Genomic DNA, 26881 nt, shown 5'->3' on the forward strand with positions numbered 1-26881 from the left:
GCACGGGCGTGGTCGCCGCCCCCAGCGGCGTGTTCGGCGGACTCCAGACCTTCTCCTCCGGCTCGGGGAACGTCCACGCCGCCGCCGGCGGCGCCGCCAGCCCGGACAGCGTCAGCGCCAGGACGACGCCGTAGAGCACCGGCCGTGGGCGGGGTCTTCCGTCCGGACCTCCTGCCGCACCCGATGTCCCGTTCCGGGCATGCCGAACACCCACGGTGGTTCCTCTCCGTGACGAGTGGTGAAAGTGAGCAACCTTCAAATGAGCACAGTTTTCCCAAGGTTGAGGCAGAACATAGGCGAGCCCGAGAGCGGCGGAACAGGCAGTTCCGCCACGCACCGCGCTTGTTTGCGAAGTCTTGACCGATCGGGTGGGAACCATTCCGGACATGTCCCGTCAAGACGCCTTCGCGTTTGACCAACTCCCCTTTCGGGCCCCATCGTTCCCCTCCGAAACACCGTGTCGACCGTGGCGCGGTGTCAGGGAGGGAAAAGCGAACTGACATGTCCGACAAGCCAATGACGCCTCATTCGGCGAGACCGTCACGATCGGTGCGATCGGCACCCAAACGACTGATTCGACTGACTTCGCTCGGTGTGACCGGTGTGCTCGGTCTCGCGCTGCTGTCCGCCCCGGCCGCCATGGCCGCTGACTCTCCGTCAGGGCCGGCGCAGCACGGGCCGGCGTCGCTGCCGCCGCTCACCCCGCCCAAGCCGGGGCCGAAGCTGACGGACCAGCAGCAGGCGATGCTCGACGCGATCGCCAAGGCGAAGTCGACGGGCAAGCCGGTCGTCGTCGACGCGATGACCGCCGAGGCCTCGAAGACCGTCGCGAATCCGAACGGCACCCTGAGCACCACCGACAACGCCCAGCCGGTGCGCACCAAGCGCGACGGCAAGTGGGCCGACCTCGACCCGACCCTGAAGGCGGGCGCGGACGGCACGGTCACCCCCGCGGTGCTCGGCACCAACGTGTCCTTCTCCGGCGGGGGCACCGGCCCGATGGCCACCGTCGTCACCGAGGACGGCAAGAAGCTCGCGGTCGGCGCCCCGTTCGCGCTGCCGAAGCCGGTGCTCAACGGCGCCACCGCCACCTACTCCGACGTGCTGCCCGGCGTCGACCTGCAGCTGACCGCGCTGACGGCCGGCGGCTGGCGCGACGTGGTCGTGGTCCGCACGCCCGAGGCGGCGGCCAACCCGGCGCTGAAGACGCTGCGCTTCCCCGTCACGGCGAACGGGCTCACCGTCGCCTCCGACGACAAGGGCGCGATCAGCGTCAAGGACGACAAGGCCAAGGTCCGCTTCCAGTCGCCCGCCCCGATGCAGTGGGACTCCTCGAAGCCGGCCTCCGCCACCCCGCCCAAGGCGGGCAAGGCGGTCTCGGCCCCCGCCGCCGAGGAGGCCGCCGCCCAGGGAGCCCCGTCGACGGCCGAGGCGCCGGGCGACGGCGCCAAGGTCGCGCCGATCGGCACCAAGGCGACCAGCGAGGCCATCGAGCTGACTCCGGACCCCGCCGCTCTGGGCTCCGGCACCGGCCCGTGGTTCCTGGACCCGACCCTGATCGCGGTCAGCAACTCCGTCCAGAGCTCGGTCGAGGTCCAGGAGAACCACAAGGACGCGAAGAACCTCAACCTCAAGTCCGACCTGGCGACGGGCTACTGCGGCTTCCACAGCTCGGACCCGAGCCAGGACTGCGGCAGCCTGGGCCGTCAGCGCGCCTACTTCCAGTTCACCATCAACCCGGCGATCTACACCGTCCCGAGCGGCGCCGAGTCCCCGCCGACGCTGTACACCTCCACCCTCAACTTCCAGGTCTCCAGCGCGTCCAGCCCGGGCACGCCGACCAACCTCGGCGTCTACTCCGTCCCGAAGCCGATCGACGGCAACACCAACTGGTACCAGCAGCCGTGCGGTGACAACGGCAACGTGGTGATGGACGGCTGCAGCTACGTCGGCGGCCAGCCGATCACCGGCACCGGCCCGCTGGCCGTCGACGTCAGCGGCACGGTCAACCAGGCGGCCGCCGGCCACTGGCCCTGGTGGACCCTCGGCATCGCCCCGAGCGACTCCGAGTGGAACATGACCTTCCGCCACCGGATTTCGAGCAACCCCAACATCACCACCAACTACGACATCACGCCCACGGTCTGGTACGCGCACACCAGCCCCGGCCCCGGCTGGGCCGACACCGGTGCCACGGCCGAGTGCAACAGTGGCGGCGCCCACCCCTGGGACAACCCCGGCTGGGTCGGCAACAACCAGAACATCTACCTGACCGCCAGCAGCTACTCCCCGGCCGGTCAGCCGCTCTACACCGGCTACAAGATGTGGGACGACCAGGACCCCAACTTCGCCCTGGAACAGGGTGCCTGGGGCGGGTCGTACAACAACCCGGGCCCGTCGATCTCGGTCGGCTCGCTGACCGACGGCCACCAGTACGGCTGGGTGGCCCGCTCGACCGACAACCTGCTCACCTCGCCGAACAGCGCCTGGTGCTACTTCCGCGTCGACAAGACCAACCCGCGCATCAGCATCAGCTCGACCGACTTCCCGCCGTCCGGCACCCCCAACCCGAACCCGGCCAAGTACGCGGGCGACTGGGGCACCTTCACCCTCAACGCCGACGACCCGGTGCCCGGCCCGAACCTGTGGGCCTCCGGCATCGCCTGCATCCGCGTCTCCACCGACCCGACGCCGGTCGTCGGCTGGGGCTGCAACCGCTCCGACACCGTCAAGCCCGGTCAGCCGTACGGCTTCCAGCCGCGCAACTGGGGCACCAACTCGCTGTACGCCTGGGCGATGGACGTCGCGGGCAACTACAGCCAGGCCGCCGTCTACAACTTCTACGCGCCGTGGAAGCCCGGCACCCAGCCGGTGTTCGGCGACGTGGACAACGACCAGAAGCCGGACATCGTCGTCACCGACAAGAACGGCGACCTGCGGGTCATCGGCGGCACCGCCGACCCGTCGACCTCGCTGGCGGCCCCCGGCGCGGCCGCGCCCGGCGCCCGGGACTACGGCACCACCTGGGCCGACTTCCAGATCAGCCACCACGGCACCTTCGCCCCCGGCCAGCCCGTGGACGAGATCGTCGCGCACTTCAACAACCCGGCCAAGGCCTCGGACAAGTCGGCGATCCTGAAGAACAACATGTTCCTGATCCCGAACGACGGGACCGGGCGCCTGGACACCCTCACGCCGATCGCGCTCAACCGCCCGGCGTCCTGCAAGACCTACGGCACCGGCGCGGCCTGCGCCGGCTACCGCGCGGCCGACTGGAGCGGCGTCTCCCAGGTGATCGCCTTCGGCACCCCCGAGGGCGAGGCCACCGCCGCCAAACCCGGCACCACCACCGGCCAGCAGATCATCTCCACCCAGACCTCGCTGCTGACCCTGGAGAACAACAACCTGTTCCTCTACACGCCGGACGGCCTGGCGGACAACATCAACAGCGCCACGCTGATCCCCACCGCCTCCGGCAGCTGGGCCGACCTGGAACTGCTCGACCCCGGTGCGGCCAACGGCCTCACCACCAGCACCGACAAGGCCAACCCGGGCCAGGTCAACCAGACCACGCTGTGGGCCCGCAACCGCACCACCGGTGACGTCTTCGCCTACCCGCTCGGCTGGAAGGCGGACGGCACCGTCGACTTCACCGCCCTCACCAAGCCCGACGCGGGCGTGAAGATCGGTTGGGGCGTGAACGCCGCGAACTACCCGCGCATCGGCGCCGGGGACATCAGCGCGGACGGCTACCCGGACATCTGGACGGTCGACAACAACAACGCGATCACCGTCTACCCGGGCCAGAGCAGCACCGGCACCAAGGGCAAGGTCGACGGCTTCGGCACCCCCAGCATGATCGGCTACGCCGACGCCAGCACCTCCGTCCACTCCAACCTGGCCCCGTCGATGTGCATGGACGCCTGGGGCGGCGCCCGGGACGGCGCCCAGCTGGCCCTCGGCAGCTGCTGGAACACGCCCAACCAGCGGTACAACATCGGCGCCGACGGCACCATCCGGTCCGGTGCCTTCTGCGCCACCACCGCGGACGGGGCCACCGGCAACGGCGCCCTCGTCCGGCTCGCCCGCTGCGACGGCTCGCCCACCCAGAAGTGGACCGTCCGCACGGACGGCCGCATCGTCAACAACGCGACCGTCACCGGGGGCAACCTCGACACCGGCCGCTGCATCGAGCTGAACGCCTGGCACACCGAGCAGGGCACCTGGCTCGACCTCTGGGACTGCCCCACCGCCCAGGGCAACGTCACCTGGAACCTCCAGCCCGAGCGCACACCGTAGCCCTCGACGGAGACACGAGGCTCGGACACACGCAGGCCCCGGCCCGGGCGGCAGTCAGCCGCCCGGGCCGGGGCCCCGGCGTTCCGGGTGGCAGCGGTGCCGCCCCCCGGCGGCACCGCTGCGGCTACCGGCTCAGGCCCCGGCCTTCTCGACCCGGGCGGCCCAGCGCTGTTCGACGTTGCCGAAGCGCCAGTAGGCGAGGGCGCAGGCCCAGACGACCACGAACAGGCCGACCAGGACGTAGCCGACGTTGTCCAGGCTGATGTCGGAGATCCAGCCGGTGACCGGGTCGGTGAGGTCGAGCTTCTCGTGCAGCACGCTCACCAGCTCGATGGTGCCGATGATGAACGCCACCGCGATGGACAGCCCGGTGATGGTGAGGTTGTAGTAGACCTTGCGGACCGGGTTGGAGAACGCCCAGTGGTACGCGAAGTTCATGAACGTGCCGTCGAGGGTGTCGAACAGGCTCATGCCGCAGGCGAACAGCAGCGGCAGGCAGATGATCGCGTACCAGGGCAGGCCGGAGGCGGCGCCGGAGCCGGCCATGGCCATCAGGGTGACCTCGGAGGCGGTGTCGAAGCCGAGGCCGAACAGCGCGCCGATCGGGAACATCTGGCCGGGGCGGCGGATGGACTTGGTGAGGCGGCCGAGGATGCGGTTCATGAAGCCGCGCTCGTCGAGGTGCTTCTCCAGCTTCTTCTCGTCGTACTCCCCGGCGCGCATCGACTTGTAGACCTTGCGGATGCCGACGAGGGCGACCAGGTTGAGCGCGGCGATCAGGTAGAGGAAGGTGCCGGAGACGCTGGTGCCGATCAGGCCCAGCCACTGGTGCGTCGCGGACTGGTCGTCCATCAGGGTGCCGACGACCTGGGCGCCGCAGGCGACCATCGCGGCCATCAGCATGACCATGCTGGAGTGGCCGAGGGCGAACCAGAAGCCGACCGAGACCGGCCGCTGGCCGTCCGCCATCAGCTTGCGGGTGGTGTTGTCGATCGCGGCGATGTGGTCGGCGTCGAAGGCGTGCCGCATGCCGAGCGTGTAGGCGGTGATGCCGAGGCCGACGCCGAAGGTCTGGGTGCCGATGCTGTAGTGGGCCGGCGCGATCAGCAGGAACAGCATGCCGAAGGCGACCGCGTGCATCGCGATGATGACGCCGAGCAGGCTCGCCGTCCGGACGGTGTCCCCGCGCGACCAGCGCGGCGGCAGGGACAGGGTTGACGACGGTGACTCATCGGTGATGGTCATGACGGGCAGGCCTCTCCAGCTCCTCGTGGGGGCGCCCCCGGGTCCCCGGGGGTCGTGCGCGCCGTGGCCGGTCTCCTGGCTGCGGGTGGACCACCCGACCCGCGTGCGGGCAGGGCGGAGCGTGCCTCCGGCTCGTCTTCCCGTGCGCCTCTACGGCGCCGGTGACTGCGCGCATCGCTGCGGGCACGTCGGAGGCACTTCCCGTTCACAGTGGCGAGGGCCGCGCCGGATTCGGCCCCCTGAGAGGCGGCCACCGGACTTCCCGAGCACCACGGCGGGGAACACCGTAGGGGTTCCGCACCACCCTCCACAAGCCTGCGCAGCTGCGCAGATGTGGCTGCGGGGTGGTCGCGCGTCCGGTGGTCCGGGTGGTGCCGGAGGGGTCGAACGGAGGCCTCCGCTCCTCTCGGCGGAGCCGTCACGGGCGGGCGAGGCGTCCCGGCGCGGCGTTCCAGGGAGACGGGAAACCACAGGTCGGAGGGGGTGGAACCGTTCCAGCGTCCCGGCTGGGCCGGTGGCTCTGGCGGGCGGGACGGGCGGCGCGTCAGAGTGCTGACAGCCGGGCCGAGATGGCGTCGCCGCCCCGCCCGGCGGTCACCTCTCCTTTCTCTGTCCCACGGGGGATCCGCCATGTCTTCTCGTCGTACTTTCGTCCTGCCCGCCGCCCTCGCCCTCGGCGCCGTCCTCGGGCTGACGGCCTGCGGGCCCGGGGGAGACCAGGGGACGGCCGACGCACGGCCGACCAGGTCCGCCACCGCGCCCTCCTCCGGTGCCGCGGCGGCCCCGGTGGCGCCGGCGGTGGCGTCCACGCCCGGGGCGGTGTCCGGTGCGGGCGCGAACGGCGCCGCCCCCGCGCCGGTGCCGACCGGCAAGCCCAAGCAGCCGACCGCCGCCCCCGCCGGTGGCGGCGCAACGGACGACCCGTACGCCTACAGCCACCCCTGCGAGAGCGCGAAGCTGACGGTCAGGGTGACCGCCCGGCCCGAGGCGGCCGGCCAGCGGGTGATCGAGGTGCGCAACCAGGGCCCGAAGGCCTGTGGCCTGAGCTACTACCCGCGGGTCGACCTCGGCGACTCGCACGCGGCCGACCGCAGCGGGAACGTCAAGCCGCTGGTGCCCGGCGGCCTCGGCGGCCCGCCCGCCTACGCGCTCGGCGCCGGGCAGACGGCGTACGCGGTGCTCGACCTCGTCCCCGGGCCGGTCGCCGTCGACCAGCTGAACGTGCTGCCGGACGGCGACCACATGGCCAACGCCCAGACGCTGAACTTCCCGCTCAGCCCCGCCGCGAAGGTCGGCAAGGTCAAGCTCGGCCTCTACCGCGGCAGCGTCGCGGACGCGGCGGACTCGGCGGCCCGCGCCGACGTGCCGGCCTCCTGACCCCCTGCGGAGGAGCCGGGGTGAACCCCGCGGCCGCCTCCGCCCGTAGAACCCTCCGGGCCCTGCTCCGTCGCCGCGGCGACGGAGCGGCAACCGGTACCGTGAGCTGCGGGTTCGGCCGGCGGGCCGGACGGCGGCCCGGGCTGCGGGGGAGGCAGGGGATGGGCGTGGAGACCGACGCGTTCGCGGCGATGCTGCGTGAACTGAAGGACCGTTCGGGGCGCAGTTACGGCGCCCTGGCGACCCGGCTGCACGTCAGCACCTCCACCCTGCACCGCTACTGCAACGGCGCCGCCGTGCCGACCGAGTACGCGCCGGTGGAGCGGTTCGCCCGGGCGTGCGGGGCGGACCGGCGCGAGCTCGTCGAGCTGCACCGGCGCTGGATCCTGGCCGACGCGGCGCGGCGCCGGGAGCCGGGGGCGGTGGCGGCTCCCGTGCCCGCTCCGGAGCCCGTTCCCGAGCCTGTGCCCGTTCCCGAGCCCGTGCCCGCTCCGGAGGCGGCGCCTGCTGTGGAGGCGGCGCCCGTTCCGGAGGCGGCGGCCGGGGAAAACGGCGGGACGGTCACCGAGCCGCACCGCCCCCGCTGGTCGCGGGCCCGGGTGCTGGCCGGTGCGACCGCCGTGGTGGTGCTGGCCGCCGCCGTGCCGTTCCTGATGCGCGGCAACGGCCGGCCGGTGGCCGCGACGGCCGCGGTCGCGGCGAGCGCGTCCGCCGACGCGCCCGCGCCCACGAGCACGCCGGCCGCGGCGCCGGTCACCGCCTCGGCCCCCGCCTCCGCGTCCACGCAGACCCCCGCGCCGACCCCCACCCCCACCCTGGCCGCACCGCCGCCGCCCTTCCACGTCAACGTCCTGAGCAACAACTGGGGCACCCCCTGCGGCCAGTGGTTCCTCTCCCCGCGCGCGCCCGGCAAGGTGGCCCAGCCGCCGAGGAGCCAGGCCGCGACGGAGGCGTGGGCGGCCTCCCAGGGCGGTGTCCCCGCCGGGCACCTGCGGCTCCAGCTCACCGCGCAGGGCACGAGCGCCAAGGCCGTCGCGCTGCAGGCCGTGTACGTGCACGTGGTGAGCAGCCAGCCGGCGCCGAAGGGGAACGTCTACACCCCCGCCTCGGGCTGCGGCGGCGGCCTCGACCCGGCGTTCTTCACCGTCGACCTGGACGCCTCGGCGCCCCGGACGGTGGCGGTGGCCGGCGAGAAGGACAACGGCAAGGTGGGGCCGTCCGACTTCCCCTTCCACGTGTCCGACACCGACCTGCAGGTGCTGAGGATCGACGCCGGGACCCGCTCCCAGGACGTCTCCTGGTACCTGGAAGTGGAGTGGAACAGTGACGGCCGCCAGGGCACGCTGCGGGTCCCCGACGACGGGCAGGTGTTCCGCACGGTCGCGAAGACGGGCGCGCCGGGCTACTTCTACGACGGCAAGGGCTGGGCCCCGACCCCCGTCGACTCCTGAACCCCGTCGACTCCTGAACCCCGCCGACGCCTGAACCCCGCCGCTCCCGACCGCCGACCGCCGACCGCCGCCCGGGTGACGGGGAGTTTGGCCGCCGGGCCGCCACGGAACGACTTTCCGCCGTACCGCAGCGGCACGGCGCCCAGGCGTGCCCGAACCCGAGGGGTGGCATGGCGACCGCAGACTCCCAGGGGCCCGCCCGGCAGGCACGGGCCTTCCAGCTCGCCCGCCGGCCCAAGCTGTGGCTCCTCCCGACCGTCCTGTGCGGCCTGCTGGCCGCCCTCCTCTCGCTGCTCTACATGGGCGGCATCGTCAACCCGACCGGGCACCTGCACCGGCTCCCGATCGCCCTGGTGAACGAGGACCAGGGCCCGCCGCCACCCGGCCGCACCCAGAGCGTCGGCGCCCTGCTGACCGGCGCCGTGCTGGCCGGCAGCCCCGGCGGGACCGTCGACTGGAAGCAGGTCGACGCCGCCGGACTCGACGACCAGCTGGCCTCCGGCAAGGTCTACAGCGCCCTGGTCGTCCCGAAGGACTTCACCGCCGCCGTCACCAGGCTGGCGACCGGTCAGGCCACCGACCGGCCCACCCTGACCGTCCTCACCAACCCCGGCCTCGGCAGCCTCGGGTCCTCGATCGCCGCCCAGATCGCCCAGAACGCCGCCCACCAGGCCTCGCAGGTCACCGGCAAGGAACTGCTCGCCGCGCTCCCGCCCGCATCCGCCACCGCCACCGGCCCGGACACCGGCGCCACCGCCCGGCTGCTGCTCGCCGACCCGTTCGCCGTCACCACCCGGATCGGCCACCCGATCGGCAGCCACAGCGGCCTCGGCCTGAGCGCCTTCTACTACGCGCTGCTGGCGGTGTTGACCGCCTTCATCGGCGGCAACATGATCCACAGCGGCGTCGACGGCGCGCTCGGCTACGCCGACAGCGAGATCGGCCCGTGGCACACCCGCCGCCCGACCGTCCCGATCAGCCGCACCCAGACCCTGCTGCTCAAGATGATCATGACGGCCGGGATCATGCTGGTCACCACGAGCCTGGTGATGCTCTGCACGGTCGGCATCCTCGGCATGGACGCCCCGCACCCGGCGATGCTCTGGCTCTTCGCCTACTGCGCCAGCCTCGCCGTGGGCCTGGGCGTGCAGGCGATCAACGCGGCCTTCGGCGGCATCGGCCAGCTGGTGTCGATGTTCGTCTTCATCGCGCTCGCCCTGCCGTCCTCGGGCGCGACCGTGCCGCTCCAGGCGGTGCCCGGCTTCTACCGCTTCCTCGGACTGTTCGAGCCGATGCGCCAGCTCAGCGACGGCATCCGGGCGATCCTGTTCTTCGACGCCCGGGCCGACGCCGGGCTGGCCCGGGGCTGGATCATGATCGCGGTCGGCATCGTGCTCGCCCTCGCCTTCGGCTTCGCGATGACCCGCTACTACGACCGCAAGGGCCTGCACCGCTGGACCCCGCAGCCGAGCGACTAACCCTCGGTGTCCGTGCCGGTGTCGATCCGGTCCGTCCGGGTGTAGACGTTCATCGACTCGCCGCGCAGGAAGCCGACCAGGGTCAGCCCGCTCTCCTCGGCCAGGTCCACGGCCAGCGAGGACGGCGCGGAGACGGCGGCGAGCAGCGGGATCCCCGCCATCACGGCCTTCTGGACCAGCTCGAAGGAGGCCCGGCCGCTGACCATCAGCACCGTGCCGCGGGCCGGCAGCAGGCCCTCGCGCAGGGCGTGGCCGATCACCTTGTCCACCGCGTTGTGCCGGCCCACGTCCTCGCGCAGGCACAGCAGCCGCCCGTCCGCGTCGAACAGGCCGGCCGCGTGCAGGCCGCCGGTGCTGTCGAACACCTTCTGGGCGGCGCGCAGCCGCTCCGGCAGGGCGGCGAGCAGGGCGGGGGTGACGCGCAGCCCGTCCTCGGCGACGCTCCACGGCGCGGTGGTGCGCACCGCGTCCAGGCTGGCCTTGCCGCACAGGCCGCAGGAGGAGGTGGTGTAGAAGTTGCGCTCCAGCGAGGCGTCCGGGGCGGGCACGCCGGCGGCCAGCACCACGTCCACCACGTTGTAGGTGTTGCCGCCGTCCGCGGTGGCGCCCGCGCAGTAGCGGATGCCGGCCAGCTGGTGGGCGGCGTGCAGCACGCCCTCGCTGACCAGGAACCCGGCCGCCAGGTCGAAGTCGCTGCCGGGCGTGCGCATGGTCACCGTCAGCGGGCGGCCGCCGACCCGGATCTCCATCGGCTCCTCGGCGGCCAGCGTGTCGGGGCGGTGCGAGGGCACACCCTGGCGCAGGCGCAGCACCCTGCGCGGTACGGTCACTCGGCCCATCGTCCTCGGCTCCTGCTCGTCGGTGAGGTCTGTACGGAGGCATCCTCCCGCGTCGGGGCGCCCGGTGGGTCCGGCGGGCGGTGCCGGGGGCCGGCTCCCGGGCGTCGGCTAGGGTGCGGGCTGTGACCGACGTGACCGACGTGACCGACGTGACCGCCGTGACCGCCGTGACCGCCGTGACCCTGCGACCCGCGACCCGCGCCGAGCTGCCCGCGGTGCTCGCCCTGCTCGCCGACGAGGACCGGGTGGTGGACCCGGCGGGCATCGTGGTCGGCGAGGCGCACGAGCGCGCCTTCGCGTCCATCGAGGCCGATCCGCGCAACGAGATGCTCGTCCTGGTCGAGGAGGACGGCACCGTCATCGGCTGCCTGCAGGCGACGTACGTTCCCGGCCTCGGCAAGGGCGGCGCCGAACGCGCCCTCGTCGAGGCCGTCCGGATCCGCGCCGACCGCCGCGGCGGAGGCCTGGGCCGCATCCTGATGGAGTCCGCCGCCGCCCGGGCCCGCGCCCGCGGCTGCGCCCTCGTCCAACTCACCAGCAACAAGCAGCGCGTGGCCGCGCACCGCTTCTACGCCTCGCTCGGCTACGCGCGCAGCCACGAGGGCTTCAAGCTGGTGCTCTAACGCGTGGAGCTGCCGCCGATCGACAGCACCGTCGCGCTGGCCGCGCCGACCGGGGTGTCGTAGGCCACCGTCTCGCCCGTGTGGCAGCCGATCAGCGCCTTGCCGAGCGGGCTGTCCCAGGTCACCAGGGTCCGCTCGCCGACCTCGGCCAGCTCGGAGACCTCGACGACCTCCTCCTCGCCGTCCGCGAACCGCAGCGACACCGTCGAGCCCACGCCCACCACGTCGGTGGCCGGCGCCCCGGCCACCGCGGCCTCCTCCAGCCGGCCCTCCACCTCGGCGATCCGGTCGTCCAGCCGGGCCACCTCGGCGGCCCGCCGCAACTCGTCCGCCTCGTCCGCCCGGTCGCCCACCGCGTCGTCCTCGCCGCGCAGCGTCCCGGCCGCCTTCTCCCGCTCGGCGCGCAACCGCGCCAGCTCCTCCTGCGCCACCCGCAGGCCCTCGGCACTGATCGGTTCGGGGCCACCGCTCATTTCCAACTCCCGGATCACTCGCGGACGGTCCGCCTCCATTACCCCACCGCGCGGTACCGGCGGCAACTCCTCACCGCGGAGCCACCGTTCACCACCCGCCCCCCGCCGGTACGGCCGTGACGGACGGCTACTCGGCAGCGGTCGCGAGGGCGGCGGCGGAGCCCGGGGCGAAGGGGGCGGGGTTGTGGCGGACGAGGTCGAGGAGGCCGGGGAAGCGGGCGTCGAGGTCGGCGCGGCGCAGGTGGGCCTTGCGGCTGTTGCCGCGGTTGATCTGCTGGACCAGGCCGGCCTCGCGCAGGACCCGGAAGTGGTGGCTGAGTGTGGACTTCGACACGCTGAAACCGAAGGAGACGCAGGCCCGCTCGGTGGCGTCGGGGAGCTCCAGGAACTCCTGGACGATCTGGTAGCGCAGCGGGTCGGACAGGGCGGTCAGCACGGCCCGCAGGTCCATTTCCTCGGGGCTCGGGTGGCCCTCCGCGTCCGTCATGTGCTCGACTCCCGTCCCCGTCGCCCGGTCTCCCGGCGACCCCGTCAGGTTGCCCGCGCATCGTACCTCGGAGGGGGTCCGGGCAGGTCGGGGAGCGGGGTGGGCCGGGACCGGCGGAAGTGCCGGAGGCGGGCGAAGCTACCATGTGGGCAACACCCTCAGCTCGAAAGATGGACTTGTGACTGTCAACGACGACGTGTTCACGGACTGGAAGAACCGCGAGGAGATCGCGGAGTCGATGATCCCGATCATCGGGCGCCTGCACCGCGAGAAGGACGTCACCGTCCTGCTGCACAGCCGGTCGCTGGTGAACAAGTCGGTGGTCAGCATCCTGAAGACGCACCGCTTCGCCCGCCAGATCGCCGGTGAGGAGCTCTCGGTCACCGAGACGTTCCCGTTCCTGCAGGCGCTGACCGCCCTGGACCTCGGCCCCTCGCAGATCGACATCGGCATGCTGGCCGCGACCTACCGGGCCGACTCCCGCGGCCTGTCGGTCGAGGAGTTCACCGCCAAGGCCGTGATCGGCGCGACCGGCGAGAACAAGCTGGAGCGCCGGGACGGCCAGGACGTCGTCCTCTACGGCTTCGGCCGGATCGGCCGCCTGGTCGCCCGCCTGCTGATCGAGAAGGCCTCCGGCAACGGCCTGCGCCTGAAGGCGATCGTGGTCCGCAACGGCGGCGGCGACGACCTGGTGAAGCGCGCCTCGCTGCTGCGCCGCGACTCCATCCACGGCCAGTTCCAGGGCACCATCGTCGTCGACGAGGCGAACAACAAGATCATCGCCAACGGCAACGAGATCACGGTGATCTACTCCAACGACCCCAGCGAGGTCGACTACACGGAGTACGGGATCAAGGACGCGATCCTGATCGACAACACCGGCCGCTGGCGCGACCGCGAGGGCCTGTCGAAGCACCTGCGCCCCGGCATCGCCAAGGTCGTGCTGACCGCCCCGGGCAAGGGCGACGTCCCGAACATCGTCCACGGCGTCAACCACGACACCATCAAGCCGGACGAGCAGATCATCTCCTGCGCCTCCTGCACCACCAACGCGATCGTCCCGCCGCTGAAGGCGATGGAGGACGAGTACGGCGTGCTGCGCGGCCACGTGGAGACCGTCCACTCGTTCACCAACGACCAGAACCTGCTGGACAACTACCACAAGGCCGACCGCCGCGGCCGCTCGGCACCGCTCAACATGGTGATCACCGAGACCGGCGCCGCCTCGGCCGTCGCCAAGGCCCTGCCGGACCTGAAGGCGAAGATCAGCGGCAGCTCGATCCGCGTCCCCGTGCCGGACGTCTCGATCGCCATCCTCAACCTGCAGCTGAAGCGCGAGACCAACCGCGAGGAGGTGCTGGACTACCTGCGGGACGTCTCGCTGACCTCCCCGCTGAAGCGCCAGATCGACTTCATCGACTCGCCCGACGCCGTCTCCAGCGACTTCATCGGCTCGCGCCACGCCTCGATCGTCGACGCCGGCGCCACCAAGGTCGACGGCGACAACGCGATCCTGTACCTCTGGTACGACAACGAGTTCGGCTACTCCTGCCAGGTCGTCCGGGTCGTCCGGTACATCTCCGGCGTCGAGTACCCGACCTTCCCGCACCCGGCGGTCTGATCGGACCCGATCGATCCCGGGTGAACCCCGGACGATCCCGTACGGCGGGGCGGCGACCGGAAGCGGTCGCCGCCCCGCCGTCGTTCGCGCCCGGAGCGGTCGCTATCTTGATGGCTCACTGACAGCCGGAGGGAGCGGGCGATGGGGATGGGTGCACGGCGGGCGGCCGCCGCGGTGGCGGCGGCCGGGGTGTTGACGGCGGTGCTGGCCGGCTGTTCGTCGGGAGGGTCGAAGGGCTCCTCGAGCGGGGCCTCGGGTGCGCCCGCGGCCGGAACCGCTCCTGCCGCCGCGTCCGCCTCCGCCCCCGCCGGTGCGAGCTCCGCCCCGGCCGCGCCGGGGACGGCGTCGGCGCCCGCGGCGACGGGCGGCGCGAACGGCGGGGCCGCCGCGGCTCCGCTGGCGACCCCCAGCGCGGACCTGGAGGCGGTGCTGCTGGACGACAAGGTCGTCGGGCAGGTGCTGCCGGACGCCAGGACGATGGCCGGGTGGGAGGAGGAGAAGCGGAAGATCGACACCGCCGACCACGCGACCACCTGCACCGCCGCGGCGCCCTGCACGGGCAAGCCGCTCAGCGGGTCGGTCCGGTTCTCCAAGGGCGACGTCGTCGCCCGCTTCTTCGTGGAGACCCTGCCCAGCCGGGACGCGGCCAAGGCGCGGCTGCAGGAGTCCTACGCCTCGTACACCGCCGGGCCGTTCAAGAAGATCGACGCCCCGGCGGTCGGCAGCGAGGGCCAGGCCTTCCAGGGGCAGCTGGCCGACGGCGAGGGCGTCGGCATCGTGGTGCGCTCGGGCACCGTGGTGGCCAGCGTGACCACCGAGGGCGGCCCGGTGGACGCCGCGGCGACGCGGCGGTTCGCGGTGATGCTGGTGCAGCGGATCGAGCAGGCGCAGGCGGGCAAGGCGCCGGACGCGGGGCTCGGCGGGCAGTCCTGAGGCGCAGTCCGGACCCGCAGTCCTGAGACGCAGCCCTGAGGCGCAGTCCAGACCCGTAGTCCCGACCCGCAGTCCCGACGCGCGGCCGTTGCGCGTGAACCCGACGCCCGTCCGTCCGGAGCCCCGGACGGACGGGCGTTCGGCACCCGGGTGTGGTCGATCCGGGTGCGGTCGGTCCGGGTCGATGGCGGGGCCCGTTGTACGGACCCGCCCCGCACTGCTTCCGGGGCGGGCGGGGGCTCCGTCCACCGGGTCCACCGGACGCCCCGCCGGGCGTTCGTCCGGACGCGGACGGCGTGTGCGCCCCCAAGAGTGACGGATCCTCGCGGGCGGTGGCGACGCGGCCCGGTGGCAGAAATCTGTCAGGCAGCAAGATGCCACGGCCGGACGGGCCCGGGCGGGCTCGGACGGGCCCCTGGAGTGGGCCGATGGGCCGGCCGTCCGGCGGTGCCGCCCGTTCCGGCACGGGACCCCGGGCGACGGCCCTGGGCTGGGCAAACGGTTGTCAGCCGCCCGTGATATGTACTCAGTCTGGAGTGGCCGCCGTGCGGCCATGCGAGACATGCGCAAGATGCCGACGATGCCGATGAAGGCCGATCAAGTTCGAGGGGGGCCGCACATGGCGCTGTTCCGACGCCGTTCCGGCGAGGACGGAGCGCAGGACCGGGCGGGGTGGCGCGGGTTGTTCGGCCGGCGGGCCGTCGAGGGGCCCGCGGCCGCCGGACGGCCGCGGCTCGACCCGGTGCTCGGGGACGAGTCCGCGCGCCTGCTGGTGCGGCAGGCCGCCGCCGGCGACTGGGCCGCCCTGCGCCCCGCGCTGGCCGACCACACCGGCGATGCGGACGGCACCGAGCTGACCCGGCTCACCGCGATGGTCGCCGAGCAGGCCGGGGTCGAGGAGTGGACGGCCCGGGCGCTCGCCGACGCCCCCGACGACACGCTGGCGCTGCTGCTCTCCGGCGCACGGCACGTCAACTGGGGCTGGGAGGCCCGCTCCAAGGCGCAGGCCAAGTACGTCTCCGAGGACCAGTGGAAGACCTTCCACCAGCGGCTGGACGTCGCCGAGGCGCAGCTGCTGGAGGTCGCCGAGCGGGAGCCGACCTGGCTCGCCCCCTGGTACTTCCTGCAGATCAGCGCCCGCGGCATCTCGCTCGGCCCGGACGTCGCCACCTGCCGCTTCGAGGCCGCCGTGCGGCGCTCCCCGGGCCACCCGGCCTCGCACCGCCAGCGGCTGCAGCAGCTGTGCCAGAAGTGGGGCGGCTCGCACGAGGAGATGCACGCCTTCGCCCGTACCGCGATGCTGGCCGCCCCCGAGGGCAGCCCGCTCGGCGAGCTGGTCGCGCTGGCGCACCTGGAGCACTGGCTGAGCCTGTCGGACGGGGAGGACCAGGACTACCTGTCCAGCCCGGCCGTGGTGGCCTCGCTCCAGGAGGCCGCGTTCCGCTCGGTGCTGCACCCGGACTTCGTCCCGGCCCGCGGCTGGCAGGGCAGCTTCAACACCTTCGCGATGGCCTTCTCGATGGCCGACCAGCCCAAGACCGCCCGCCTGCTGTTCGACGCACTGGACGGCATGGTCACCGAGGCGCCCTGGCACTACCTGTCGGGGGACCCGGTGAAGGCCTTCACCCGGCACCGCGACCGCTGCGCCGCCGCGTACTGACGCCGGCCGCGCGCCCATCCGGCGCCGCCACGTCAAGGCGCCCCCGAACTCCGACACCCCTTCCCGCGACCGAAAGAGCCTCCGGTGTCCCCAACCGACAACCCGACGAGTGCGCACACCTTCCAGGTGGACCTGCGCGGCCTGGTGGACCTGCTCTCCCACCACCTCTACTCCAGCCCCCGCGTCTACCTGCGCGAGCTGCTGCAGAACGCGGTGGACGCGATCTCCGCCCGCCGCGCCCTCGACCCGCAGGCGCCCGCGGCCATCACCGTCCGCGCCGACGACGAGCTGTCCGTCACCGACACCGGCATCGGCCTGACCGAGCAGGACGTCCACACCTTCCTCGCCACCATCGGCCGCAGCTCCAAGCGCGACGCCGAGGGCCGCCTCGACGGCGACGGCCTGGCCCAGGCACGTGGCGACTTCATCGGCCAGTTCGGCATCGGCCTGCTCGCCTGCTTCGTGGTCGCCGACGAGATCACCGTCGTCACCCGGCACGCCGGCCGCCCCGACGCCCCCGTCATCGAGTGGCGCGGCCTCTCGGACGGCAGCTACACCATCCGCACCCTGCCCTCCTCCGCCAAGCCGGAGCCGGGCACCACCGTCACCCTCGCCCCGCGCGCCGACGCCGCCGAGTGGACCGCCCCCGCCCGGGTCGTCTCGCTCGCCCGCGACTTCGGCAGCCTGCTGCGCCACGACGTCACCGTCCTCGACGCGGCCGGCACCGAGCACCGGATCAACCGGACGCCGCCGTGGGCCGAGCGCCACGGCTCCCCGCTCGCCCGGCGCGACGCCCTCACCGAGTACTGCCGCGGCACCTTCGACTTCACCCCGCTGGACACCATCGACCTCGACCTGCCGCTGGTCGGCCTGCGCGGCGTCGCCTACGTCCTGCCCGACGCCGCCCCGCCCTCGCGCCGCAACGGCCACCGGGTGCACCTCAAGGGCATGCTGCTCTCCGACCAGGCGCCCGAACTGCTCCCGGACTGGGCGTTCTTCGTCCGCTGCGTGGTGGACACCGACGGGCTGCGCCCGACCGCCTCCCGCGAGGGCCTGTACGCCGACGAGACGCTGGCCGCCGTCCGCGACGCGCTCGGCGCCCGGATCCGCGACTGGCTCACCGGCCTGTCCGCGAGCGACCCGGCGCTGCTGCACCGATTCCTCTCCGTGCACCACCTGGCCGTCAAGGAACTCGCCCGCTACGACGACGAGTTGCTGCGGATGATGCTGCCCTGGCTGCCGTTCGAGACCACCGACGGCAACGTCACCCTGGACGAGTTCGCCCGCGCCCACCGGGTCGTCCTGGTCACCCGCACCGTCGAGGAGTTCCGCCAGGTCGCCCCGATCGCCGGCGCGGCCGGCCTCGGCGTGGTCAACGGCGGCTACACCTACGACCGCGACCTCGTGCACCGGCTGCCCGAGATCCGCCCCGGCGTCTCCGTCGCCGACCTCGACCCGGGCACCGTCACCGCGCACCTGGACACCGTCGACCCCGCCGCCGAACTGGCCGCGAACGCCTTCCTGGCGATCGCCCGCGAGGTCGTCGGCCGCTTCGACTGCGACGTCGCCCTGCGCAGCTTCCACCCGACCAACGCGCCCGCCCTGCTGCTCGACAACCGCGAGGCCCGGCACGAGCGCACCCGCGCCCAACTCGCCGACGAGGCGGACGGCCTGTGGGCGGACATCCTCGGCTCGCTGCGCGCCGAGGTGCCGCGCGCCCAGCTGGTGCTCAACCACCTCAACCCGCTGGTGCGCCGCGCCGCCACCGTCACCGACCGCGAACTGGCCGTCACCGCCGTCGAGGCGCTGTACGCGCAGGCCGTGCTGATGACCCGCCGCCCGCTCAAGGCCAGCGAGTCCGCGCTGCTCAACCGCTCGTTCATCAGCCTGCTCGACCACGCCATGCTCGGCCACGAGGCGCACCGGGCGGGCGGCGGCAACGGCGGCAACGGCGGCAACGACGACAACCGCGGCAACGACGACAACCGCGGCAACGGCGGCAACGACGGTTCGAAGGAGGCGTGATGCTGGACACCCCCGACGCGGTGATGGCCGCGCTGCGCGAGAACGACGCCCGCCCGTACGGCCGCACCCGGACCGTCACCGCCGAGGAACTCGCCGAGGCCGCCGACCAGTTCGAGGACACCGAGATCCGCTCGATGGCCCTGCTGGAGCTGATGGAGGCCTACGAGTTCGACGGCGAGCGCACCAAGACCCCGGTGGTCTTCGCCCGGGTGCTCAAGCTCTGGGACCAGGATCCGGACGGCTTCAGCGAGTGGGCCCGGCACCAGGTGTTCTGGCGCTTCAAGTGGGTCGCCGACGCGCTCAAGGAGAACCCGGACGTCCCGCTGGCCGCGATCGAGCGCTGGCACACCGAGCTGCGCGACCGCTACCGCGGCGCCGACTTCGACCTCCAGCCCTACTACGCCCAGCGCTACCACCTGGCCGCGCAGACCGGCGTCGGCGTCCAGGACGCGTACGAGCTGTGGGCGGCCCGCCCGCGCTCCGAGATGAGCGACTGCCACGCCTGCGAGACCCGCGCCGCCGCCCTGCACTTCATCGCCGCCGGCGACGACGCCCGTGCGCTGGACGTGCTGGTCCCGGTGCTGGACGGCCGCAGCGGCTGCGAGCAGGAGCCGTACCTCAGCCAGGCCGTCGCCCTGCTGCCGCTGGTGCGCCAGGGCCGCCTCGACGAGGCCCGCTCCTGCCACCTGTCCGGCTACCGCTACGCCCGCGGCAAGGTCGCGATGCAGGCGGCGATCGGCCGGCACCTCGAGTTCTGCGCGCTGACCGGCAACGAGCCGCGCGGCCTGGAACTGCTCGCCGAGAACCGCGACCTGTTCGCGTACACCGGCGAGCCCGAGTCCCGGCTGGCCTTCCTGGTCGGCGTCGAGGTCCTGGTCGCCGCCCTGGCCGGGGCCGGCCACGGCGAGCTCGCGGTCAGCGGGCCGGCCGGCAGCGCCTGGACGGTCGACACCCTGCTGGCCCACGTGCGCACCGAGGCCGAGGCCCTGGCCGCCCGCTTCGACGCCCGCAACGGCACCGACGCGGTCGGCGACGCCCGGCGCGCCCGGCTGGCCGCCGAGCCGCTGCTCGCCGAGCCGCTGGCGCTCGGCGTGCGCGCCACCGCCGCGCCCGAGGTGGCCGCCGCCCCGGCCGTCGCACCCGCCCCGCGCCGCGAGGCCGAGCCCGAGCCCGAGGACTTCACCGACCTGGTGCTGCGCGCCCGCGAGCTGGACCTGCTCGGCCACCCGGACGGCGACCGGCTCTGGCAGCGGATCGCCGAACGGGTCGCGGCGGAGGGCTTCACCCACCCCGAGGACCCCCGGCTCGGCAGCCGGGCCCGGCTGCACGCCGAACTCGTCGAGCAGCAGGCCCACCTGGCGCTGGAGCGGGACGAGTACGCCGAGGCCCGCACCGGCATGCTGGCCGCCGCCGAACTCTTCGAGCAGGCCGGGCTGCCCGGCCGGGCGCTGATGATCCGCGCCCGCGTCCTGGTCGTCGGCCTCGACGAGGACGAGGCTTCGGGTGGGGCTTCGGGTGGGGACGAGGCTTCGGGCGGGGCTCCGGGTGGGGACGTGGCTTCGGGCGAGGCTTCGGGTGGGGGCGAGGCTTCGGCCGGGGACAAGCCCGGCCCCGACTGGCCGGCCCTCGACGACGCGCTGCGCCGGGCCGAGGAACTGCGCGCCGCCGCCGGGAACGCCGTCGAGGGCGGCATGACCGACGACGACTACCTGATCGTGCTGCAGTCCCGCGCCTACGCCGCCCACCACGACCTGGTCGAGGCGCTGCCCGAGCCCTCCGCCGAGACGACCGCGCGCTTCGAGGAGGCGGTCGGCCGCTACCGCGAGACGGCCGCCGAGCTCGGCTCCGCCCGCCGGTCCGCCACCTCCCGCCAGTACACCGCCGACGCGGCCGCCCGGCAGGGCCGGCTGGCCGAGGCGGTGGCCGAACTGCGCGACGTGCTGGCCCGGTTGGACGACGCCGAACTGCCCTGGCACACCCCGCGGGTGCTCGGCCTGCTCGGCCAGGTGCTGCTGCAGTCCGGCGAGTGGGCGCAGGCCGCCGAGGTGTTCCACCGGGCGCTGGCCGAGGCCTCCCGCTGGGGCGACGACTCCTACCCGTACGCGCCGACGTACATGATGCTCGGCCACGCGTGCATGCAGACCGGCGACGCGGGCGGCGCCGTCCGGGCGCTGTCCGAGGCGGCGGCCCGCTTCGACCGCCAGCGCGGCGGGGCCGTCGAGGAGGCCGCCCAGGTGCGGCTGCAGCTCGCCGACGTGCTGCGCGCCACCGACCGCACCGGCGACGCGGTGGCCGTCCTCGAGTCGGTGCTGCTCGACGCGGGCGCGGCCGGGCTGGACGTGCGGCTGCTCGCCCAGGCCCGGCTGGACCTCGCCCGGGGCCTGGCCGACCTCGAGGAGTACCGGGACGCGGCGGAGGAGTACCTGCGGCTGGCCGACGTGGTGGCCGGCTGGGAGGACCAGGAGACCCACACCATGGTCGCCTGCGAGGCCACCGTCACCCTCGCCCACGCGGGCCGCTGGGACGCCGCCGAGGCGGCCCTCGCCCGCGCCAGGCAGGCCCACGAGCGCTCCCCACAGGTCGACCAACTGGCGGGCACCCTGCGCGAGTTGGCCAAGCTGACGGTCCGCGAGCAGGGCCCGGACGGGCTGGACGCGGCGCTCGCCCGGATCGCCGAGGCCGACGCCGTCGCCGAAACCGCCGCCCGGCTCGGCCAGGAGCACACCGACTGGTACCTGCGCGGCGCCTCGCACTACGAGCGCGGCCGCTGCCTGGCCATCGTCGACCGGCACGAGGAGGCGCTGGCCGAGCTCGAACTGGCCATCCCGGCGTACGAGAAGGGCGGCGACCAGGCCGAGGCTCCGCGCGCGGAGGCCGTCCGGCTGGCCGCCGTGATCGAGGGCGGCGACCTCGGACGCACCAAGGCGGCGGTCGCCCGGCTCACCGCCGCCATCGCCCGCTGCGAGGCCGCCGGCCTCCCGGACGCGGTGCGGATCCTCACCGACCTGCGCGGGCGGTTCGCGGAGTGACGTACCGGGCGGGCGGGCGCTTCGCACGGCGCCCGCCCGTCCCGTACGCCCACGTGTCAGTGATCTGTCAGCGGTCGACAGTGTGCTGACAGCGGGTCACGGCAGGCTCGGCGGTGTCCGATCAGGACCCGAACGAAAGAGCTGCCCGTGCCCCGAGCCCGTCTCGCCACCAGGTTCCGTACCGCCGCCAGGTTCCGTACCGCTGCCGTCGCGGCTGCCGCGCTGCTGCTGCCCGGTCTGTTCCCGGCCGCTGCCGCTGCCGCGCCGTCCGCACCCGTACCCCGGCTGGCCTGGCAGTCCTGCGCCCCCGGCTTCGAGTGCGCGACCGCGGCCGTGCCCCTCGACCACCGCGACCCGCGCGGCCGCACCGTCGACCTGGCCGTCATCCGCCGCCCCGCCACCGACCGGGCCCACCGGATCGGCACGCTGTTCTACAACCCGGGCGGCCCCGGCATCCCCGGCACCATGGCGCTGCCCGCCGTCTACCCGGCCCTGCCCGAACAGGTCCGCGCCCGCTTCGACGTCGTCAGCTTCGACCCGCGCGGCGTCGGTCGCTCCACCACCCTGCCCTGCTTCCCGGACCAGGCCGCCGAGCAGAGACTGCTCGACCGGCTCCCGCAGGGCTTCCCGGAAGGTGTCGAGCAGCAGTCGGCCTGGGCGAGCGCGTACGCTGACTTCGCCCGGCAGTGCGCCGCGAACGACCGGGACGGGCTGCGGGCGCATCTGTCGACCGCCGACGTCGCCCGCGACCTCGACCTGCTCCGCCAGGCGGTGGGCGACCGCAGACTCAGCTACCTGGGCACCTCGTACGGGAGCTACCTGGGCGCCACGTACGCCAACCTGTTCCCGCAACGCGTCCGGGCGATGGTGCTGGACAGCGCCGTCGACCCGGCGGCCTGGTCCACCGGCCGCACCCCGCAGGACCGCGACCTCGCGCCGTTCCTGCGCACCGGCAGCGACCGCGCCGCCGCCCGCACGCTGGACGCCTTCCTCGACCGGTGCGGCGGGGCCGGCCCGCAGGCCTGCGCCTTCGCGGCGGGCGACGGGCCCGCGACCCGCGCCAAGTTCACCCGGCTGCTCGACCGGCTGGGGCACGGGCCGGTCGCCCTGGGAGACGCGGCGGTCGGCCGCGCCGCCGCGCTGACGGCCGCGCAGCGACTGCTGTACGCGGTGGCGCCCGTCCCGGGCGTGGACGGCACCGGCTGGCCGGGCCTCGGCGCTTACCTCCAGCAGCTGTGGACCGCCCCCGACGCGCCCTCGGCGGCGCCGACCGGCGGGGACCTCCGCCAGGCGCAGACCCTGGGCGTACTGTGCGCGGACACCGACAACCCGCCGGCCGGCGCCGACTACCCGGCCCTGGCCGCCCTCGCCGAGGCCCGCTCCGGCGCCACCGGCCCGTACTGGCTCTGGCAGACCCAGCGCTGCGCCACCTGGCCGGCCTCCCCGGACCGCTACACCGGCCCGTGGGACCGCCCGACCTCCGCGCCGATCCTGGTCGTCGCCCTCACCGGGGACCCGGTCTGGCCGTACGAGGGCTCCCGGGCGCTGGCCGACACCCTGGCGCGCGGACGGCTGCTGACCGTCGACGGCTACGGGCACACCGTGCTCGGCAACCCGAGCGCCTGCGCGGCGGGGTACGAGGAGCGGTACCTGATCGGCGGCCGGCTGCCGGAGCGCGGGGCGGTGTGCGCGCCGGACCGGCAGCCGTTCGCGTCGTAGCCCTCAGCCCGCTGCCTCAGCAGGGTCCGTCGTCGGCCCAGACGCCCCACTGGCCGCTGGCGCTCGGCACCTCGTTCAGGGTCCACCACTTGGCGTGGTAGTTGTGCCCGTTGTACGAGACCTTGGCGCCCCCGGTGTACGTGGTGCTCGCGCTCCACGCGGGGGCGGTGCAGGTGCCCGGGGCCGGGCTGGTCGGGGGAGTGGTGGGCGGCGTGGTCGGGGGCGTGGTGGGCGGGGTCGCGCCGGCGAACCTCACGGTGAACTTGGTGAAGTCCCAGTCGCTCTGCGCCACGGAGGAACAGGAGCCGGACAGCCCCGGGTCCACCGGGCCCGGGCACTGCCGGTCGCGGTTGACGGACCAGTAGGTGTAGCGGGCCAGGCCGTGCGCGGTGGCGAAGTCGAGGACGGTCTGGAAGTCGGACTGGTGGAAGTACTCGGCGGCGTCGGTGCGGCCGTTCATCATCGACACGCCCTCGTGGGCGTACGCGGTGGCCTCGTTCCAGCCGAAGGTGGTCTGCAGGATCTGGTTGAACTTGACCAGCGCGTCGGTCTGGGCGGCGGCGCCGTTGAAGCCACCGTCGAACGGCATGATCGAGTAGTTGTTCGGCGTGAAGCCCTGGGACTTGGCCTCGTTGAGCATCTGGGTGCCGAACCAGCCGGTGCCCGCGTTGGTGCCGGCGGTGGTGATCGAGACGTAGAGGCCGGGGTTGTTCTGCTGGAGGATTTTCGCCGCGCCGATCTCGTTGTGGATGGCGGCGGTGTTCTCGTACTCCGGCTCCTCCAGGTCGAAGTCGACCGCCTTGAGGCCGTACTTGGTGACGACCTGCTGGTACCCGGCGGCGGTGGCCTCCGGCGTGCCGCAGACCTGGCCCAGCTTGGTGCCGCCGTACCCGCCGACCGAGACGGAGACGTCCCCGCCCTTGGCGCGGATCGTCTGGATGACGGCCGGCATGGTGGTGTCGGAGTCGATCGAGGAGGTGCCGCCCCAGGCGGGGGCGCAGCTGTTGCCGCCCTGGGCGAGGATGAAGGCCAGTTGGAAGGCCTTCTGCCCGGTGGCGTCCATGACGGCGGCGGCGTCCGGCGGGCTGTTGTCCTCGGGCATCAGGTAGGGCGCGGAGGCGTACCAGTTGCTGCCCAGGCCGGTGTTGGTGGTGGACGCGGTGCTGGTCGTCGCGGCGGCGCCGGCGGCGAGCAGGCCGAGTACGCCGGCGATGGCAAGGACGGCTCGGCGGCGCGTTGGTTGTGGGGGAGTAGCGCGTTCCATTGGAAGCCTTTCCAGGAAACGGCGGTGGGGGATGCCGCGCCGAGGTGGGGGTGGCGCGGACTGCCACTGGTATAGACCTGTGGGGACGGTCGGTCAACCCCTGCAACACATGCGATGAGCCCCAGGACCGACCGGTCCTGGGGCTCATGGGGGCATGTGGAGGAGTCAGATGGAGCCGAACTCGCCTGCGGCGGTGGCGGCGACGAAGGCCTGCCAGGCGTCGGCGGGGAAGACGAGGGTGGGCCCCTCGGGGTCCTTCGAGTCGCGGACGGGCATGACGCCCGCGTAGCCGGGAGCGAATTCGATGCAGTTGCCACCGTTCTGGCTGTGGCGACTCTTCACCCACCGAGCGTCGACCAGGTTCATGTTGGACATTCGATCTCCTTCCGGGTGGCGCGCATCCGAGTCAGATGGAGCCGAACTCGCCTGCAGCAGTGGCGGTGACGAAGGCCTGCCAGGCGTCGGCGGGGAAGACGAGGGTGGGCCCCTCGGGGTCCTTCGAGTCGCGGACCGGCATCACGCCCGCGTAGCCAGGAGCGAATTCGATGCAGTTGCCACCTTGCTGGCTGAAGCTCGACTTCACCCACTGGGCGTCGGTCAAGTTCATGTTGGACATTCGATCTCCTTCCGGGTGGCGCGCATCCGAGTCAGATGGAGCCGAACTCGCCTGCGGTAGCGGCGGCGACGAAGGCCTGCCAGGCGTCGGCGGGGAAGATGAGGACGGGCCCCTCGGGGTCCTTCGAGTCGCGGACGGGCATGACGCCGGGGAAGTCCGGGGCCACCTCGATGCAGTTGCCGCCGTTGCCGCTGTGGCGACTCTTCACCCACCGGGCGCCGACCAGGTCAAGGGTCGTCATTGAAGTTCCTTCCGAACAGCGCGGATCATGGCGAGCGAAGCCGCCGTATCCAGCGACTCCACCTTCAGGTGATCGTAGTCCTCCTCCCAGCTCGCAACGCTCTCCCGCCCCCGCTCAAGGTGGCCTCGCGCATGGGACTCCGCGTAGCCCACCACGGACCTGTCCGGAAGCGTCAGCAGCACCACCGGCAAGAGGAACGGCCGCTGCTCGCCGAGGTGAAAAGGCGCCACCTGGATGGTGATGTTGGGGCGTTCGGCCAGCGCCAGCAAATGATCCAGCTGAGGCCGCATGATCTCCGGTCCACCCACCGTGCGAAGAAGGCAACTCTCATCGAGCACGGCATGGATGACGGGCGGCGCATCCTTGTCCAGGAGCTTCTGGCGTCGAGCCAGGACGTCAACTCGGCCATCGGCCTGCTGTTTGGTGATGCTGCCGCGACGCACACTCCCCGCTTCCAGGGCGGCGGCATAGTCCAGCGTCTGCATCAGGCCGGGAATGACTCCCAACTCGAAGGTCCTGAGCTTCTTGCAGCGCGACTCCGCGTCCGCGAACTCGGCAAACCCCTCCAGCAGACTGGCGTTCGAGATCCGGCGCCACAACTCCTTGAAGATTCCACCCGCCTCGAACACCCGATCCGCCGCCACCGCGAATTTAAGGGTCACGGGCTTCCTAGCCCGTTCGACGTACGAGACCAGGCCGTGGCTGTACCCCATACGTCGACCGAGTTCTGCCTGGGACCAGCCCCTGGACCGGCGCCACCCGCGAAGTTCATCTCCGAAGCGAACAGCCGGAGATGACGATGCATCAATCTCGTACGACTCCATAGCAACCCCCGACCCGCCACTTGGCAAGACTGTGAAAGTTGAGGCCTAGGAATCGTAAGGCTCGGCGGGCCACCATGGCTACACCCGGTGAGAATCCGGACGCGATGCGCAACCATGGAGACACCCATGTCCATCAACAGCCCCACCCGCACCTTCCAGGCCGTCGTCTACCTGGCCAGGGCCGGATCCACCTTCCCCGAGAGGGAGTTGAGGGCCTGCGAGTCCTACGCGCTCGCGTTCCACTGGAACGTCGCCCTGATCGTCGTGGACGACTCCATCCACACCACCGCGCCCGAGCGCCGGCCCATGCTCCAGGCGGCCCTCCACCGCATCCGGACCCGCGACGCCGACGCGATCCTCGTCCCCGCCAGGTCCGCCATCTCGCCGATCGTCGGGGAGTTCGACGAGTTCTCCCGGCAGGTCGAGAAGGCCGGCGGCTTCGTCCAGGTGGCCACCCGATGAGCCGCTACGGGATCATCCCCGCCGACCCGCCGGCCGGCGTCTCCTTCCCCGTCTGGGTCGTCCGCGACCACCGCACCGGGGACCTCGTCAAGGCCCTCCCGCCGCGCCCCGAACCGCTCCGCTTCTACTCCTACGCCCACGCCCAGGCCTGGGTCCACAAGAACGAGCGGCCCACCCCGTGAACCCCCGCCCCCGCTACGAAGCCCGCTTCATCG

Annotated in this window: 22 protein-coding genes; 13 read left to right on the top strand and 9 right to left on the bottom strand. The window is 73.0% G+C overall.

Annotated features, from left to right (window positions below; genetic code table 11):
* Positions 1 to 594: 594 nt before the first annotated feature.
* Positions 595 to 4299 carry a ricin-type beta-trefoil lectin domain protein gene (locus VM95_RS31800; RefSeq protein ID WP_157882255.1) on the top strand — a complete coding sequence of 1235 codons (3705 nt, stop codon included), beginning with the start codon at positions 595 to 597 and terminating at the stop codon, positions 4297 to 4299.
* Positions 4300 to 4431: 132 nt separating this feature from the next.
* Here VM95_RS31800 and nicT read toward each other — a convergent pair whose 3' ends face one another.
* Entirely contained in the window at positions 4432 to 5544 is a 1113-nt protein-coding gene (nicT, locus tag VM95_RS31805; RefSeq protein ID WP_045703413.1) for a Nickel transporter NicT, read from the bottom strand.
* Positions 5545 to 6174: 630 nt separating this feature from the next.
* On the opposite strand from nicT, the gene VM95_RS31810 reads away from it, so the two are divergent.
* The 3 genes from VM95_RS31810 (at position 6175) to VM95_RS31820 (ending at position 9850) form a co-directional block, all read left to right on the top strand.
* Positions 6175 to 6921 (top strand): DUF4232 domain-containing protein, encoded by a 747-nt coding sequence (locus VM95_RS31810; protein WP_045703416.1) that lies wholly within the window; start codon positions 6175 to 6177, stop codon positions 6919 to 6921.
* A gap of 161 nt (positions 6922 to 7082) precedes the next feature.
* Positions 7083 to 8372: a helix-turn-helix domain-containing protein gene (locus VM95_RS31815; RefSeq protein WP_045703419.1), complete on the top strand. Its 1290-nt coding sequence runs from the start codon at positions 7083 to 7085 to the stop codon at positions 8370 to 8372.
* Positions 8373 to 8542: 170 nt separating this feature from the next.
* On the top strand, positions 8543 to 9850 hold the full coding sequence (locus tag VM95_RS31820) for a YhgE/Pip domain-containing protein (protein WP_045703422.1): 1308 nt from the start codon (positions 8543 to 8545) through the stop codon (positions 9848 to 9850).
* Here VM95_RS31820 and fdhD read toward each other — a convergent pair.
* Positions 9847 to 10689 carry a formate dehydrogenase accessory sulfurtransferase FdhD gene (fdhD, locus tag VM95_RS31825; RefSeq protein WP_045703424.1) on the bottom strand — a complete coding sequence of 281 codons (843 nt, stop codon included), beginning with the start codon at positions 10687 to 10689 and terminating at the stop codon, positions 9847 to 9849. The two genes, VM95_RS31820 and fdhD, sit on opposite strands and share 4 nt — an antisense overlap.
* A 176-nt stretch (positions 10690 to 10865) precedes the next feature.
* On the opposite strand from fdhD, the gene VM95_RS31830 reads away from it, so the two are divergent.
* A complete protein-coding gene (locus VM95_RS31830; RefSeq protein WP_078860846.1) occupies positions 10866 to 11312 on the top strand; it encodes a GNAT family N-acetyltransferase in 447 nt (148 codons plus the stop codon).
* On the opposite strand, the gene VM95_RS31835 is transcribed toward VM95_RS31830, so the two are convergent.
* Both VM95_RS31835 and VM95_RS31840 read right to left on the bottom strand, forming a co-directional pair.
* Positions 11309 to 11785 (bottom strand): GreA/GreB family elongation factor, encoded by a 477-nt coding sequence (locus VM95_RS31835; protein ID WP_045703426.1) that lies wholly within the window; start codon positions 11783 to 11785, stop codon positions 11309 to 11311. The two genes, VM95_RS31830 and VM95_RS31835, sit on opposite strands and share 4 nt — an antisense overlap.
* A gap of 127 nt (positions 11786 to 11912) precedes the next feature.
* Positions 11913 to 12272, bottom strand: a complete 360-nt coding sequence (locus tag VM95_RS31840; protein ID WP_045703428.1) for an ArsR/SmtB family transcription factor — start codon at positions 12270 to 12272, stop codon at positions 11913 to 11915.
* A gap of 178 nt (positions 12273 to 12450) precedes the next feature.
* On the opposite strand from VM95_RS31840, the gene VM95_RS31845 reads away from it, so the two are divergent.
* The 6 genes from VM95_RS31845 (at position 12451) to VM95_RS31870 (ending at position 23259) form a co-directional block, all read left to right on the top strand.
* Complete coding sequence (locus tag VM95_RS31845; RefSeq protein ID WP_045703431.1) at positions 12451 to 13893, top strand: glyceraldehyde-3-phosphate dehydrogenase; 1443 nt, start codon at positions 12451 to 12453, stop codon at positions 13891 to 13893.
* A 141-nt stretch (positions 13894 to 14034) separates the two neighbouring features.
* Entirely contained in the window at positions 14035 to 14826 is a 792-nt protein-coding gene (locus tag VM95_RS39320; protein WP_052707694.1) for a hypothetical protein, read from the top strand.
* Between the two features lie 619 nt (positions 14827 to 15445).
* Positions 15446 to 16486 (top strand): hypothetical protein, encoded by a 1041-nt coding sequence (locus VM95_RS31855; RefSeq protein ID WP_244179021.1) that lies wholly within the window; start codon positions 15446 to 15448, stop codon positions 16484 to 16486.
* 84 nt (positions 16487 to 16570) lie between these two features.
* Entirely contained in the window at positions 16571 to 18511 is a 1941-nt protein-coding gene (locus VM95_RS31860; RefSeq protein ID WP_078860845.1) for an HSP90 family protein, read from the top strand.
* Positions 18511 to 21540 (top strand): hypothetical protein, encoded by a 3030-nt coding sequence (locus tag VM95_RS31865; RefSeq protein WP_045703433.1) that lies wholly within the window; start codon positions 18511 to 18513, stop codon positions 21538 to 21540. The genes VM95_RS31860 and VM95_RS31865 overlap by 1 nt, the downstream gene beginning before the upstream one ends.
* Before the next feature lie 147 nt (positions 21541 to 21687).
* Positions 21688 to 23259, top strand: a complete 1572-nt coding sequence (locus VM95_RS31870) for an alpha/beta hydrolase (RefSeq protein WP_052707695.1) — start codon at positions 21688 to 21690, stop codon at positions 23257 to 23259.
* 16 nt (positions 23260 to 23275) lie between these two features.
* Here the strand turns inward: VM95_RS31870 and VM95_RS31875 are convergent, their stop codons facing one another.
* The 5 genes from VM95_RS31875 to VM95_RS31895 form a co-directional block, all read right to left on the bottom strand.
* The gene (locus VM95_RS31875) at positions 23276 to 24523 is read right to left on the bottom strand and encodes a carbohydrate-binding protein (RefSeq protein ID WP_045703435.1); all 1248 of its coding nucleotides are present in this window, start codon (positions 24521 to 24523) and stop codon (positions 23276 to 23278) included.
* Positions 24524 to 24688: 165 nt separating this feature from the next.
* Positions 24689 to 24898: a DUF397 domain-containing protein gene (locus VM95_RS31880; protein WP_045703437.1), complete on the bottom strand. Its 210-nt coding sequence runs from the start codon at positions 24896 to 24898 to the stop codon at positions 24689 to 24691.
* Between the two features lie 31 nt (positions 24899 to 24929).
* Complete coding sequence (locus VM95_RS31885) at positions 24930 to 25139, bottom strand: DUF397 domain-containing protein (RefSeq protein ID WP_045703439.1); 210 nt, start codon at positions 25137 to 25139, stop codon at positions 24930 to 24932.
* Between the two features lie 31 nt (positions 25140 to 25170).
* Entirely contained in the window at positions 25171 to 25380 is a 210-nt protein-coding gene (locus VM95_RS31890) for a DUF397 domain-containing protein (RefSeq protein ID WP_045703442.1), read from the bottom strand.
* Positions 25377 to 26204: a helix-turn-helix domain-containing protein gene (locus VM95_RS31895; RefSeq protein WP_045703444.1), complete on the bottom strand. Its 828-nt coding sequence runs from the start codon at positions 26202 to 26204 to the stop codon at positions 25377 to 25379. Before VM95_RS31895 ends, VM95_RS31890 begins: the two co-directional genes overlap by 4 nt.
* Before the next feature lie 126 nt (positions 26205 to 26330).
* Here VM95_RS31895 and VM95_RS31900 point away from each other — a divergent pair, with 126 nt between their 5' ends.
* Together VM95_RS31900 and VM95_RS31905 are read left to right on the top strand one after the other, a co-directional pair.
* Positions 26331 to 26666, top strand: coding sequence for a recombinase family protein (locus tag VM95_RS31900; protein WP_052707697.1), 336 nt, complete (start codon positions 26331 to 26333; stop codon positions 26664 to 26666).
* On the top strand, positions 26663 to 26848 hold the full coding sequence (locus VM95_RS31905; protein ID WP_045703446.1) for a hypothetical protein: 186 nt from the start codon (positions 26663 to 26665) through the stop codon (positions 26846 to 26848). The genes VM95_RS31900 and VM95_RS31905 overlap by 4 nt, the downstream gene beginning before the upstream one ends.
* Positions 26849 to 26881: the final 33 nt, after the last annotated feature.

It is taken from the genome of Streptomyces rubellomurinus, assembly GCF_000961885.1.
GTDB classification, from domain to species: domain Bacteria; phylum Actinomycetota; class Actinomycetes; order Streptomycetales; family Streptomycetaceae; genus Kitasatospora; species Kitasatospora rubellomurina.